Below are 14,775 nucleotides of genomic sequence, written 5' to 3'. Positions count from 1 at the left end.
GCGCCCCGGGCCGCGCAGCAGCTCGGCGGCGCCCCTGTCGAAGCGCACCGGCTCGCGGAGGTGGCGCGCCCAGTAGCGCGGGTCCACGGCCTCCGCGGGGGTGATCCACGTCCCCGTCACGTTGGAGACGAGGGGGATCGCCGGCGCCTTCAGCCGCATCCGCCCCACCAGCGCGGCCAGCGGCTCCACCGCGGGCGCCATCATCGGCGAGTGGAAGGCGTGCGTCGCCGCGATCCGCCGGGCGGCGACGCCGGCCGCCTCCAGCCGCAGGCGCACGTCTTCCACCGCGCCCTCCGGCCCGGCCACCACGCACAGCTCCGGGGCGTTCACGGCGGCGATGGCGGCGCCGTCCAGCAGGTACGGCGCGGCGGCCTCGGGGGAGAGCGGCACCGCCAGCATCGCCCCGCCCGGGAGCGCGCCGATCAGCCGCGCCCGCTCGGCCACCAGCGCCAGCGCGTCCTCCAGCGGGAAGACCCCCGCGACGGCGGCGGCCGCGTACTCGCCCAGCGAGTGGCCGATCAGCGCCTCGGGGACGATCCCCCAGCCCATCCACAGCTTCGCCAGCGCGTACTCGACCACGAAGACGGCCGGCTGCGCCAGCTCCGTGCGGTTCAGCCGCTCCGCGTCCGGATCGGGCGCCGTGGAATCGCGCCCCACCATCCGCCGGAAGTCGAATCCTCCCGCCGCGGGTGCTTCGTCGGTCGGAGACGGCGCGGGGAAGATCACCTCGCGGAGGTCGAGGCCCAGGCGCGGCCGCAGGATCTCCGCGCAGCGGTCCACCTCCGCGCGGAAGGCGGGCTCGGCGTCGTAGAGGCCGCGCGCCATCCCCGGGTACTGGTCGCCCAGCCCGGGGAAGAGGAAGGCGACCGAGCGGCGGCCTTCCGGCGGCGAGGCCGTCAGCACGCGCTCGGGGTGGCGCCCCTGCAGCAGCCCCGCCGCGTCCTCGCCGTCCTGGACGACGAGGACGCGGCGCAGCCCGAAGGAGCGGCGGCCCTGCTGGAGCGTCCACGCCACGTCCGCCAGCGGCAGATCAGGATTCTGACGCAGATGAGACGCGAGCCGGTCCGTCGCCGCCTCGAGCGACCGTGGGGTGCGCGCGGAGAGGACGAGCAGGTGCGTCCTCCGGCGCGGCCGGGACGGGCGCGGGGCGGGCGCCTCCTCCAGCACCACGTGCGCGTTGGTCCCGCCGATCCCGAACGACGACACGCCGGCGCGCCGCGGCCCGCCCGCCGCCGGCCAGGGGAGGAGGCGTCCGTTGACGAAGAACGGCGAGTTCGCGAAGTCGATCTTCGGGTTCGGCCGCTCGAAGTGGAGCGTCGGCGGCACCTCGCCGCGCTCGACGGCCAGCACGGCCTTGACGAAGCCCGCGATCCCGGCGGAGGTGTCCAGGTGGCCGACGTTCGTCTTCACCGAGCCCAGGGCGGCGTACTGCTTCCGCCCGGTCCAGCTCCGGTACGCCTGCGTGAGCGCCGCCACCTCGATCGGGTCGCCCAGGTCGGTGCCGCTGCCGTGGCCCTCGACGAACCCGATCGTCTCCGGGTCGACCCCCGCGACCTCCAGCGCCTCGCGGATCACCGCCGCCTGCCCCTCGACGCTGGGCGCGGTGAACGCCACCTTCACCGAGCCGTCGTTGTTCACCGCCGAGCCGCGGATCACGGCGCGCACGCGGTCGCCGTCGCGGAGCGCGTCTTCCAGGCGCCTGAGCGTCACCACGCCCGCGCCGTTGCCGCCCTGCACCCCGGCCGAGCGCGCGTCGAAGGCGCGGCAGTGCCCGTCGGGCGGGGAGATCCCGCCCGGCGAGTACCGGTAGCCCGCCTGCGGGACGACGACGTTGGTGCCGCCCGCCAGCGCCAGGTCGCACTCGTGCCGCAAGAGCGCCTGCGCCGCCAGGTGCACGGCGACGAGCGAGGACGAGCACCCCGTCTGCACGCTCAGGCTGGGGCCGCGCAGGTCCAGCTTGTAGGAGACGCGGGTGGCCAGGAAGTCCTTGGCGCTGCCGACGCTGAGCTGGAACTCGCCGATCGTGGCGGCCAGCTCGCGGTTGGCGCGGACGTGCCCCTCCGTGTAGTAGGGGTGCGCCGCCGCCGCGAAGACGCCCACGGCGCCGGGAACGCGGCCGGGGTCGTAGCCCGCGTCCTCCATCGCCTCCCAGGCGCACTCCAGGAAGAGGCGGTGCGCGGGCTCCAGCGTCTCGGCCTCGCGCGGCGAGTAGCCCCAGAAGCCGGCGTCGAACCGGTCGATCCCCTCCAGCGCGCCGAAGGCCGGCACGTAGTCGGGGTGCTCGCGCTCCTCGCGGGGGACGCCGGCGGCGCGCAGCTCCTCGTCGGTGAAGAAGGTGATCGACTCCACCCCCTCCCGCAGGTTGCGCCAGAACGCCTCCACCCCGTCCGCGCCGGGGAAGCGGCCGGACATCCCGATCACCGCCACGTCGGGGGACGCGGACTCCTCCGCCCCGGTCTCCGCCTCGAAGCTCATTCCCTGGCTCTCTATCGTCATCGTCGTGCGACGAGTTAACTGCTTTCGGTTGATGACTTCATCCTGATCGGCCGGCATCGGTGCCGCCCGACCGGGGATGCCCCCTCCCCGGCCCTCTCCCGCCCGCGGGAGCGAGTGGGAGAGGGAGAACTGCGAACTGCGCCGACCAGATCCGCCCTGCTGTCATCCCGAGGGGAGCGGTAGCGACCCGGGGGATCTACTCGCCCCCACTGGCGGGTCGCTCTCGGCGCAAAAGCCCGCGGGCAGACCGTATACTGCGCCTGACTCAGCCCTTCACCCGCCGTTCTCCCCCTTTCTCCCGCGTAGCGGGGGAGAGGGGCCTCTCGCGGCGCGCCGAGCCCCGTCTACCGCTTCCTGGTCAGCGCCTGCCGGCGCGCGCTCCCCCGGTCCCGCCCGGCCTGCCTCGGCTCCGGCGCCGTCTCCCCCTGCCCGGCCTTCGCCCGCTGCTCGAGGTGCGCGGCCAGGGCGGCGATGGTGGGGAACTGGAAGAGGTCCATCAGGCCCACCTCGACGCCCAGCGCGGCGCGCAGGCACTCGTGCAGGCGCGCCAGCAGCAGCGAGTGACCGCCGATCTCGAAGAAGTTGTCGTTCACGCCCACGGCGCCGCGGCCCAGCACCTCGCGCCACACCCCGGCGATGCGCTGCTCCAGCTCGCCCTGCGGCGCCGCGAACGCCTCGCCCGCCTCCGCCTCGGGGAGCGGGAGCGCGGCGCGGTCCACCTTGCCGTGGGGGGTGCGCGGGAAGTCGTCCAGCACCACCACCGCGGAGGGGACCATGTAGCCGGGGAGCCGCCGCTTCAGCTCGGCGCGCAGCTCCGGCGGGCTCGGCCGCTCCCCGCCCGGCCCGGCGACGGCCCAGGCCACCAGCCGGCGGTCGCCCGCGTGCTCGCGCACCAGCGCCAGCGCGTCGCACACGCCGGGGAGCGACGCCAGCACCGCCGCCACCTCGCCCGGCTCCACGCGGAAGCCGCGCAGCTTCACCTGCTCGTCCGTCCTCCCCAGAAACTCCAGCTCGCCGCCGTCCCGCCAGCGCACCCGGTCGCCCGTGCGGTAGAGGCGCGCGCCGGGCTCGCCCGAGAACGCGTCGGGGACGAAGCGCCCGGCGGTGAGCGCGGCCCTGCCGTGGTAGCCGCGCGCCACGCCGGGGCCGCCCACGAACAGCTCGCCCGGGACGCCGACGGGGACGGGCTCGCCGCCCGCGTCCAGCACGTAGACGCGCACGTTGTCGAACGGCCGGCCGATCGCCGGGACGCGGCCGTCGGGCTCGCACACGGCGCCGGTCGTCCCCACCGTCGCCTCCGTCGGCCCGTACGCGTTGACGAACCGCCGCCCGGGCGCCCAGCGCTCCACCACGCCCGCGCTCACCGCCTCGCCGGCGGAGACCAGCGTGCGCAGCTCGGGGAGCCCGTCCGGCGGGAGGACGGCGAGGACCGAGGGCGGCAGGGTGACGTGGGTGACCTTCTCGCGCCGGAGCGTCTCCAGCAGCGCCGGGCCGGGGACCAGCGCCGGGCGCGGCGCGACCACCAGCGTCGCCCCCGCGAGCAGGGTGGCGAAGACTTCCGAGACCGAGGCGTCGAAGGAGAGCGAGGCGAACTGGAGCACCCGCGAGCCGCGGCCCACCTGGAACGCGCGGGCCTGCGCCAGCGCCAGGTTCGGCACCCCGCGGTGCGTCACCAGCACGCCCTTGGGCAGGCCCGTCGAGCCCGAGGTGTAGACGACGTACGCCAGGTGGTCGGGGCCGACCGCGGCGCGCGGGCGCCCCGCCGGCCGCCGGGCGATGGCGTCCGCCTCCTTCCGCAGGTCGACCACGTCGCCGACCGCCGCCGCCAGCCCGGCGGGGACGTCGGCGGTGGCGGCCAGGACCCGCGCGCCCGCGTCGGACGCCATCCACGCCAGGCGCGCGGGCGGATGCGCCGGGTCCAGCGGGAGCCAGGCGCCGCCCGCCTTCAGGACCGCCAGGATGGCGACCACGGCCTCCGGCGAGCGCTCGGCGAAGAGGCCCACCCTCGTCTCCGGGCCCACGCCGCGGGCGATGAGATGGTGGGCGAGGCGGTTGGCGCGCTCGTCCAGCTCCCGGTAGGTGATCTCCGCCGCGCCGAACGAGACCGCCGCCCGGCGCGGGTCGGCGTCCGCCTGCGCCTCGAACAGCTCGTGGACGGGGCTCGAGGGGAAGGGGTGCTCGGGGCGGCCCCACTCCGCCAGCACGCGCCGCCGCTCCTCGCCGCGCAGGAGCCCGGGGAGGCGCGACAGCGGCCGGTCGGGCTCGGCCAGGGCGGCCTCCAGCAGCGCCGCGAAGTGCCCGGCCATCCGCTCCGCGGTCTCCGGGTCGAACAGGTCCGACGCGTACTGGACGTCCAGGCGCAGGGCGCCGCCCTCCTCCTCGTAGAAGTCGAAGGCGAGGTCGAACTTGGCCGTGTCGTACTCGGGGCGGAGGGGCCGCACCGCGCACCCGGGGAGCTCCGGCGGCTCCATGCGGGCGTTCTGCAGCGTCATCATCACCTGGAACAGCGGGTTGCGCCCCGGGTCGCGCGGCAGCCTGAGCTCCTCCACCAGCCGGTCGAAGGGGAGGTCCTGGTGGTTGAAGGCCCGGAGCGCGGCTTCCGCCTCGCGCCGCGCCAGCTCGCGGAAGGTGGCGCCGGCGGGGACCCGCCCCCGCAGCGCCAGCGTGTTGACGAAGAAGCCCACCAGCCCCTCCGTCTCGCTCCGGGTGCGGTTGGCCACCGGGGTGCCGATCACCACGTCGTCCTCCCCGGCGTGGCGGGCGAGCACCACGCGCAGCCCCGCCAGGAGCACGGCGAAGAGGGTCCCCCCCGTCTCGCGCGCCAGCTCGCGCAGCGCGTTCGCCAGCTCCGCCGGGACCGTGCGGCGCACGATGGCCCCGCGATGGCTCTCCACGGCGGGGCGGGGACGGTCGGTGGGGAGCTCCAGCGCGGGCGGGGCGCCCTCCAGCGCCAGGCGCCAGAAGTCCAGGTGCCGCTCCAGCGTCTCGCCCCGCAGGTGCTCGCGCTGCCAGACGGCGAAGTCGGCGTACTGCAGCGCCGGCGGGGGGAGCGGGTCGGGGCGGCCGGCGTGGAAGGCGGCGTACAGCGCCCCCAGCTCGCGCTGCAGCACCCCCATGCTCCACCCGTCGCTCACGATGTGGTGCATGCAGAGCAGCAGCACGTGCTCGTCCGCCGCCAGGCGCAGCAGGCGCGCGCGGAAGAGCGGGCCCGCCTCCAGGTCGAAGCCCGTGTTGGCGTCCGCGTCGATCCGCCGCCGCGCCTCCGCCGCGCGCTCCTCCGGCGCGAGCCGCGACAGGTCGTCGGCGGGGAGGGAAAAAGGCGCCGGGGGATGGATCACCTGCACGGGGACGCCGCCGCGCTCCGCGAAGGTGGTGCGCAGCGACTCGTGCCGGGCCACCAGCGCGCCCAGCGCCCGCTCCAGCGCCGCCGCGTCCAGGGGCCCGCGGATGTCGAGCGGCACCGGCATGGTGTAGAAGGCGCCGCCCGGCTGCATCCGGTCGATCACCCACAGCCGCTGCTGGGCGAACGAAAGGGGCGCGGTGCCGCCGGGGCGCGCGCGCGGGCGCACCTCGGGGCCGGCCGCCCGGGCCTGCGCCGTCTTCATGCGCAGCTCCAGCAGCCTGCGCCGCTCCGGCGAAAGCTCCGCCAGCCGCCTGTGGACGTCCGTCATCCGCTCTTTCCTCACCCGTCCGGTGCACCGGGGAACGCGGCGGATTCGGCCTCCAGCAGCGCCCTCACCTCGTCGTCCGACAGCCCTTCCAGCTCGTCCAGCATCTCCAGCAGCGCCTCGTCCTTCGCCTCGTCCACCACCCGGGCCAGGAGCGCCACCGTGGGCGCCTCGAAGACGCGCTGGAGCTGCAGCTCCACCTGGAACGCCTCGCGCACCCGCACGGCCAGCTGCGTGGCGAGCAGCGAGTGGCCCCCCAGGTCGAAGAAGTTGTCGGTGGCGTACACCGTCTCCACGCGCAGCAGCTCGGCCCAGAGCGCGGCCATCCGGCGCTCGGTGTCGGTGCGCGGCGGCGCCATCTCGGTCCCGGCGCCCAGGCGCACCGGCTCGGGGTCGGGGAGCGCGCGGCGGTCCACCTTGCCGTTGGGCGTGAGCGGGAGCGCGTCGAGGAGCACCAGCGCGCCCGGCACCATGGGCTCGGGGAGGCGCTCGCCCAGGTGCGCCCGCAGCTCCGGCACCAGCTCGCGCACGTGCTGCCCCCACAGCGGGTCGTTCGCGTACTCGCGCCGGGCGCGCGCCTGCGCCGTCCGCTCGGGGAACGACGCCTCGGGGAGGGCGGGGGGACGGAAGAGCGCGTCGAAGCGCCCGCGGGGCGCGGGGCGGATCTCCACCTCCACGCCCAGCTCCTCCCCGAGCGCCCACAGCGTCTCGGGGTCGACGGCCGGGGGAGGGGACCGGTCGAGGAGGGCGCGCGCCTCGCCCACCGTCTCCGGGGCGTCGGCGTCGTGCAGGACGAGCGCGGCGATGGCCAGCTCGCGCGCCACCCGCGCGTCGGGGACGCCGAGCACCGCCAGCGCCCCGCCCGACGCCGCCCGCTCCCGGACCGCCTCCACCGTCAGCCGGTCGCGCTCCCAGTCCAGCGCCGGCGCGGGGGCGGCGGGGGGCGGCGGACCGACGCGCAGCACCACGTCGTAGCGGTGGCGCGTCAGCTCGTTGTGCCAGCGCCCGCGCTTGACCCGGGCTTCGGCGCGGGCGAGGCGCGGGATGCGCCCGGCGAGCGCGGGGAAGAAGTCGGGGTGGACCACCAGCTCCGCCTCCTCCTCCAGCACCCGGCGCACGCGGCGGCGCAGCTCGGCCAGGGTGGCCCGGTCGGGCGCGGAGTCGAACTCCACCGCCGCGCGCAGCGCCTCCAGCGTCTCCAGGTTGCGTACGTCGCCCACGAAGAGGGCGCCGCCGTCGTCCACCCTCTCCACCGCCCCGCCGAGCACCCGCGCCAGGTATTCCGCGCTCGGGAAGTACTGGCACACCGAGTTCAGGACGACGGTGTCGAAGCGCTCCGCCTCCAGCCCGGAGAAGTCGTCCGCCTCGCGGTGCAGGAGGACCACCGGGGGAAGCGCGCCGGCCGCGTCCACCCGCCGCCGCAGGGTCTCCAGCACGCGCGCGGAGAAGTCCGTTCCCACGTAGCGCTCGGCGCGCGGGGCGACGCGGAAGAGGAGCATCCCCGTTCCCACCCCCACCTCCAGCACGCGCCGGGGCGCGAGGGCGGCGATGCGCTCGGCGGTGCGCTCGGCCCACTCGCGCATCTCGGCGCGGGGGATCGGCTGCCCGGTGTAGGAGCTGTTCCACCCCGTGGTGTCGAGCGCGGCGTCCTCCGCGGCCGGGTCGGGCGCGCCGTAGACGTCCTCGAAGAGCGCCTCCCACTGCGCCACGGGGGCGTGCTCGTCGGCCGCCGCCGCCCGGCGCGGGACCACGTAGGCGCTCAGCACCGGGCCCGCGCCCCCCTCGCGCGGCTCCACCACCGCGGCGGCCACGCCGGGGTGCGCGGCGAGCACCGCCTCCACCTCGCCGAGCTCGACGCGGTGCCCCCGCACCTTCACCTGCCGGTCGACCCGCCCCAGGAACTCCAGCGTGCCGTCGGCGCGCCAGCGCACCCGGTCGCCCGTGCGGTACGCGCGCGCGCCGGGCGCCTCCGCCCACGGGTCGGGGACGAACGACTCGGCGGTGGCCCCCGGGCGCCCCAGGTAGCCGCGGGCCACCCCCTGGCCGCCCACCAGCAGCTCGCCCGGCGCGCCGCGCGCCACCAGCCGCAGCGCCGCGTCCACCACGTAGACGCGCGCGCCCGCGACGGGGCCGCCGATGCCGGGGAGCCCCGCCTCGTCCGGCCCGACCACGCCGGAGGTGGCGACCACGCTCGCCTCGGTGGGGCCGTAGTTGTTGTGGACCGCGAAGGGCAGGCGCGCGGAAGGGCGCGCGTGCAGCCGGTCGCCCCCCGCCAGCAGCGCGCGCAGGTGGAGGGGCGCGGGCCACTCGCCGTCCAGGAGCAGCTCGGCCACCGGCGTGGGGGCGAAGGCCAGGGTGACGCCCTCGTCGGCCAGCCACCCGCGCAGCTCGGCCGGCGACAGGCGCGCGTCGTCGGGGACCACGTGCAGCGCGGCGCCCGCGGCCAGGTACGGCCACACCTCCCAGACCGAGGCGTCGAACCCCACCCCCGCCATCACCGACGCCCGGTCGTCCGGGCCCACGCCGAAGGCGCGGACGTGCCACGCGACCAGGCCGGAGAGCCCGCGGTGCGGCACCGCCACCCCCTTGGGCCGCCCCGTGGAGCCCGAGGTGAACACCACGTAGGCCAGGGAGTCGGGGGAGATGGCGACGCCGGGGTCCCGGTCCGACCGGCGCGCGATCGCCTCCGCGTCGCCGTCCAGCGCGACGACGGCGGGCGCGGCGCCCCCGGCGCGGTCCCGCAGCCGCCCGGCGGTGACGACCACGGCGGCCGCCGCGTCGGCCACCATGGTGGCGATGCGGTGCGGCGGGAGCGCCGGATCGAGCGGGAGGTACGCCGCACCCGCCTTGAGCGCCGCGAGCGCGGCGACGACGAGGTCGGTGCCGCGCTCCAGGCACACTCCCACCACCGCTTCCGGGCCCACGCCCAGCGCGCGCAGGTGGTGGGCGAGGCGGTTGGCCGCCGCGTCGAGCGCGGCGTACGAGAGCTCCCGGGCGCCGGAGCGCACCGCCGTGGCCGCCGGCCGCGCGCGCGCCTGCCCGGCCACGCGCAGGTGCACGGGGACCGCCGCGGCGGCCGCGTCCGCCGCGTGGCCGGCGCCCAGCGCCAGCAGCTCGCGGCGCTCCTCTTCCGTCACCGCGCCCAGCGCCGTGAGCCGGGCGTCGGGCTCCGCCGCGGCGGCGTCCAGCAGGCGGAGGAAGAGCGCGGCGATGCGCCGGGCGCCCTCCTCCCCCCACAGGTCCGTGGCGTACTCCAGCTTCGCGCGCAGCCCCCCGCCCTCCTCCACCAGCTCCAGGAAGAGGTCGAACTTGGCCGTGCCGCTGTCCACGTCCTCCAGCTCCAGCGTGAGCCCGGCCGGCACGGCCGCGGCGCGCGGCACGTTCTGGAGCGCCAGCACCACCTGGAAGAGCGGGTGGTGCCCCAGCGTCCGCTCGGGGTGCAGCTCCTCCACCACGCGCTCGAACGGGAGGTCTTGGTGCGCGTACGCCTCCAGGGTGGTCTCGCGCACCCGGCGCACCAGCTCGCGGAAGCTCGGGTCGCCCGACGCGTCCACCCTGAGCGCCATGGTGTTGACGAAGAAGCCGATCAGCCCCTCCACCTCGGGCCGCGCCCGCCCGGCCACCGGCGCGCCCACCACCAGGTCGTCCGCCCCCGACAGGCGGTGCAGGACGAGGGAGAAGGCGGCCAGCAGCACCATGAAGAGGGTGGCGTCTTCCCCGCGCGCCAGCTCGCGCAGACGGGCGGCGGCGGCCGGGGGAACCTCGAAGGAGCGCACCTCGCCGCGGTAGCTCTGCAGCGCCGGGCGCGGCCGGTCCGCCGGGAGCTCCAGGACGGCCGGCGCCCCGGCCAGCCGCTCGCGCCAGTAGGCGAGCTGCCCCTCCAGCGCCTCGCCCGAGAGCCACTCGCGCTGCCATACCGCGTAGTCGGCGTACTGCACCGGGAGCTCGGCCAGCGGCGAGGGGAGCCCGGCGCGGAAGGCCCCGTACAGCTCCGCCAGCTCGCGGAAGAGCACGTCGACGGACCAGCCGTCGCCCGCCACGTGGTGGAGGTTCAGCACCAGCACGTGCTCCTCCCCGGCCATGCGGACGAGGAGGGCGCGCAGGAGCAGGTCGCGGCGCAGGTCGAACGGCGTCTCCGCCTCGTCGGCCGCCAGGCGGCGCACCTCGCCCTCGGCCCAGGCGCGGGGGAAGACGCGCAGGTCCGCCACGGGGAGGGGGAAGTCGTCCGGCGCGGGGTGCACCACCTGCACCGACCCCTCGGCCCCGACGTGGAGGGTGGTGCGCACCGCCTCGTGCCGGCGCACCACCTCGGCGAGCGCCCGGCGGAGCGCGTCCACGTCCAGCGCCCCCGTGAGGCGCACGGCGGCGGGGATGTTGTAGAACGGGCTCTCCGGCTCCATCTGGTACAGGAACCAGAGCCGCTGCTGCGCGAACGAGAGGGGGAGCGGCCCGGAGCGGTCCGCCGGCACCAGCGGCGGCAGAGGATCGCCCGCGCCCGCCGAGGCGTCGACGAGCTCCGCCAGCCGCGCCGGGGTGGGGGCGTCGAAGAGCGCGCGCACCGGCAGCTCCACCCCGAAGCGCCGGCGCACTCGCGAGAGCACCTGCATCCCCAGGAGCGAGTGGCCGCCCAGGTCGAAGAAGTCGTCGTCCACCCCGAGCGCGGGCGCGCCCAGCACCTCGCGCCAGATCTCCACCAGCGCGGCCTCCGTCTCCGTGCGCGGCGGGGCGCCGGCGTCGGCGGCCGCGGACGGCGCGAGGAGCGCGCGGCGGTCCACCTTCCCGTGCTCGTTGCGCGGGAGCGCGTCCATGACGGTGAGGGTGGCCGGCACCATGTAGCCGGGGAGCCGCGCGCGCAGCCAGCGCCGCAGCTCGCCCTCGCCGACGCTCTCCCCGGGGCGGGGGACGACGTAGCCCGCCAGCCGCGCGGCCCCCTCGGCGTCGCGCGGCGCGGTCACGGCCGCCTGCGCCACCCGCGGGTGGGAGGCGAGCACGGCCTCCACCTCGCCCGGCTCCACGCGGAAGCCGCCCACCTTCACCTGGTCGTCCAGCCGCCCCAGGTACTCCAGCGCGCCGTCGGGGCGCCGCCGCGCGCGGTCGCCGGTGCGGTACATCCGCGCGCCGGGCACGCCCGCGAAGGGGTCGGGGAGGAAGCGCTCGGCCGTGAGCGCCGGCCGCCCCAGGTAGCCGCGCGCCACCGCGGGCCCGCCCAGGAACAGCTCCCCCGCCTCCCCGCCGGCCGCCGGGCGGAGGGCGGCGTCCAGCACATGGGCGCGCGTCCCGCCCAGCCCCGTCCCGATCGCCACCTCGCCCGCCTCGTCCGGCGCCGGCTCGTGCACGGTGGCGATCACGGTGGCCTCGGTGGGCCCGTAGCCGTTCAGCCAGCGCGCGCGCGGCGCCAGCCGCCGCCAGCGCTCGAGCGCCGCCGGCCGCGCCCGCTCGCCCGCCGGCATCACCAGGCGCAGCGACTCCGGCGGCGCCTGGCCCGACGCCTCCAGGTCGTCCACCCAGACGTGCCAGAGCGCCGTCGGCGGGTCGGCCACGGTGACGCCCTCGTCCGCCATCCAGCGGAAGAACGCCGGGCCCAGGCTGGGCACCCCGGCGGGGCGGAACACCACCGCGCCCCCCGCCGCCCAGGTGGGGAAGATCTCCCCCGCCGACACGTCGAAGCCGATGGACGAGAGCTGCGCCACCCGGTCCGCCGGCCCCAGCCCCTGCCGCGCCCCCTGCGCGCGGGCGTACGCCACCAGCGCGCGGTGCGGGACGCCCACGCCCTTGGGCCGGCCGGTGGAGCCGGAGGTGTAGATGACGTACGCCAGCGCCTCGGCCGGCACCCGCGGCGGAAGCGGCGCCGCCGCGGCATCCTCCTCCGCCTCGTCCACGCGCAGCACGGGGACGGGCGGATCCGGGAGCCGGTGCGCCGCGGGGGCGTGGGTGAGGAGGAGCGCCGCGCGCGAGTCCTCCACGACGTAGCGGATGCGCTCCGCCGGGTACTCGGGGTCGAGCGGGACGTACGCGCCCCCGGCCTTGAGCACCGCCAGGAGCGCCGTGGCCAGCTCGGGCCCGCCCTCCATCAGCACCGCCACGCGCACGTCGGGGCCCACCCCCAGGGCGCAGAGCCGCCCCGCCAGGGCCCCGGCGCGCCGGTCCAGCTCGGCGTAGCTCGTGGCCCGGCCGCGGAAGAGCACGGCGGGCGCGTCCGGCCGCTCCGCGGCCCGCGCCTCGAACAGGTGGTGCGCACACGTCTCCCCCGGCTCCCCGCCCGGGGCGCGGAGCTCCGGGCGCGGGACGAGGGGGCGCAGCGGCTCGGGCGCGGAGATCACCGGACGCGCTCCGGGAGGGGGGTGGACGCACGCACCCGCACCCAGCGCCACCCTGGTGCACATTTGTTCTCCGTGTGGCGCAAAGCGCTCTCTGTGGAGCATGCGCGCGGGGAGCGGTGCGGCATGGGACTCGAGCTCCAGCGTGTCGTCGAAGCTCTCCGGAGGCCCTCCGCCGGCCGCGGCGGGGACGCCGGAAAGCGTCAATTGCGAAAAGGAAACGGGGAGAACACGAAAACGGTGAAGAACACCGGGGCGGGAGACGCCGTGTCGGCCCCCCGCCCTCGCTCGCGAGTTCCCCGTGCTGCTGCCGCCCATCTGCCGACGCCAGCCAATTGCGTCGCAAATCTACTGCAACGCCCCGGATTTTTGTAGTAGTTTGTCCCAACCCGCTGGTTCTGCTTCACCTAAGCGTGCTGGAAACAGGCGTTCCCGCCCGATGGAGTGCGGAGTGCACGCCCCACCCGGGCGGCCACCGTGGCGAATCTTCCCGGACCGGTCCGAATGCGGCCGGGTACCCGTCGAATGGGAGCGCTCCCTTGCGCCATTCGCCGTTGAGCCGGCGGGATAATCCGCTATGAACCCCGCTACACGATATGTTCTGCGGGCACTCGCGCCCGGGGACTCGGGCGACGGCGCTCGCCCCCCGCGGCACTTCGCACCTCGCACTTCGCACTGCCGTTCACAGCCCCCGCACCACCCCCTCCAGGTCCCGCGCGAGCGTCTCCAGCACCCGGTCCCGCTCCGAGAAGATGAAGAAGTGCCCGCCCGGGAAGCCGCGCACCGTGAACGCACGCGCGGTGTGGCGGGCCCACGCCTCCACGTCCTCGCGCGGAGCCCTGGCGTCGGCCAGGCCCGTGTAGGCGGTGATCGGCAGCTCCAGCGGGGGCTCCTCGCGGAACTCGTACGTCTCGTTGAGCGCCACGTCGGCCCGCAGCAGGGGGAGGAGCAGGGCCAGCAGCTCGGTGTGGGCCAGCACCTGCTCGGGGATGCCGCCCAGGGTGCGCAGGTCGGCCAGGAACTGGTCGTCGGGGAGCCGGTGGGTCGGCGGGGTGCGCGGCGGGACGTCCGGGGCGCGCCGGCCCGAGGCGAAGAGGTGCACCGGCCGCGGCGCCCCCTCGCGGCGGAGCCGGCGCGCCAGCTCGAAGCCGATGAGCGCGCCGTTGCTGTGGCCGAACACGGCGAAGGGGAGGTCGGCCGAGCGCAGCACCGCCGGGCCCAGCGCCTCCACCAGCGGGTCCATGCGGTCGAAGGAGCGCTCCGCCATGCGGTTCTCGCGCCCCGGCAGCTGCACCGGGCACACCTCGACCGCCGCCGGGAGCGCGTCGGCCCAGCCGCGGAAGGTGGAGGCGCCGGCCCCGGCGTGGGCCAGGCAGAACAGCCGCAGCCGCGCGCCGGGGCGCGGGCGGGGGTGCTGGATCCAGGGGTCGGGCGGCCCGGGTCGGCTCATGGGCGATCGAAGCTAACCGCCCGCCCGCCCCGCGCCACCCCCGCTCAGCGGCGCCGGCGCCCGCCGGCGCGGAGGCGGTTGCCGGAGCCGAGATAGCCGGACGGCGGGTTCCCGCCGGGGACGGACACGATGGCTGTGCGCATGGCTTCCTTCCCATGGAGAGAGACGGGAGCGTGACGGACGCGCCGTCGCGCGGACGCGAGGCACGTGACGCTCATCACACCCAAGCGGACCTCGCGAGATGGAGGAGAGGCCCGTCCGGCGGTTCTGGTGGTGGATGAAACGAATAGAAATGGAAAGCCTCCGAGACCGCAAGGCCCCGGAGGCGGCAGAGGACGGATGGGGTTGAATGCGCCAGAACCCGCCAGAGATTGTCAGGCGCCGCGAAGTGCCGAGGCCTGGCGCGGAGTCTCGTCCGGGGCGGCGGCGGTGAGCCTGCGGTGGAACTCCTGCTCGTCGAGCACGCGGTGGAGCGTGGTCTCCATGCTCTCGAGCTGCGCTTCGAGCTGGGCCACCCGCTCCTCCAGCAGCGCGGCCGACGGGCCGCCGGCCTGCGCCTGTATCAGCTTCGTCTTCGCCTCCAGCAGCGGCTTCATCGCGAAGCGCACGGTCAGGCCGGTGACGGGGATCAGGACGACCAGCGTCCCCATGATCACGCCGGCCAGGCTGGTCCAGTCGATGGGCATGAGAGTCCTCCGGGTGGGAGCGGGGTGGGCCGTAGAGCCGGCTGCGATGGAGAAGGAGAGCGCCGCGGCGGCCGCGAAGCACGAATCGCGCGCTCCCCTACGGACGGGGACGCGCGGAGGTTTTGAGTCGTCCACCTTGATCGCTTTGCGCCCGCACC

At 76.6% G+C, this 14,775-nt stretch carries 5 protein-coding genes; all 5 read right to left on the bottom strand.

The annotated features are described in order from the left end of the window. Positions 1-2,496, bottom strand: a 2,496-nt coding sequence (locus VF746_27890; GenBank protein ID HEX8696272.1) for a type I polyketide synthase, incomplete at its 3' end; no start/stop codon positions are given. A gap of 344 nt (positions 2,497-2,840) precedes the next feature. Continuing rightward, a complete protein-coding gene (locus VF746_27885) occupies positions 2,841-6,167 on the bottom strand; it encodes an amino acid adenylation domain-containing protein (GenBank protein ID HEX8696271.1) in 3,327 nt (1,108 codons plus the stop codon). Positions 6,168-6,178: 11 nt separating this feature from the next. Then, positions 6,179-12,484 (bottom strand): amino acid adenylation domain-containing protein, encoded by a 6,306-nt coding sequence (locus tag VF746_27880; GenBank protein HEX8696270.1) that lies wholly within the window; start codon positions 12,482-12,484, stop codon positions 6,179-6,181. Positions 12,485-13,163: 679 nt separating this feature from the next. Further along, positions 13,164-13,931: a thioesterase domain-containing protein gene (locus VF746_27875; GenBank protein ID HEX8696269.1), complete on the bottom strand. Its 768-nt coding sequence runs from the start codon at positions 13,929-13,931 to the stop codon at positions 13,164-13,166. A gap of 374 nt (positions 13,932-14,305) precedes the next feature. Continuing rightward, on the bottom strand, positions 14,306-14,617 hold the full coding sequence (locus VF746_27870; protein ID HEX8696268.1) for a hypothetical protein: 312 nt from the start codon (positions 14,615-14,617) through the stop codon (positions 14,306-14,308). Positions 14,618-14,775 lie beyond the last annotated feature (158 nt).

This window comes from Longimicrobium sp. (assembly GCA_036389795.1).
Classification (GTDB): Bacteria; Gemmatimonadota; Gemmatimonadetes; order Longimicrobiales; family Longimicrobiaceae; genus Longimicrobium.
Note: the sequence above shows the minus strand (reverse complement) of the source record. Positions and strands in the feature narration are given on the sequence as shown.

Excerpts from the sequence above, each read along its gene's own strand:
- VF746_27875 (HEX8696269.1), bottom strand. The coding sequence starts at position 13,931 with ATGAGCCGACCCGGGCCGCCCGACCCCTGGATCCAGCACCCCCGCCCG.
- VF746_27885 (HEX8696271.1), bottom strand. The coding sequence starts at position 6,167 with ATGACGGACGTCCACAGGCGGCTGGCGGAGCTTTCGCCGGAGCGGCGC.
- VF746_27870 (HEX8696268.1), bottom strand. The coding sequence starts at position 14,617 with ATGCCCATCGACTGGACCAGCCTGGCCGGCGTGATCATGGGGACGCTG.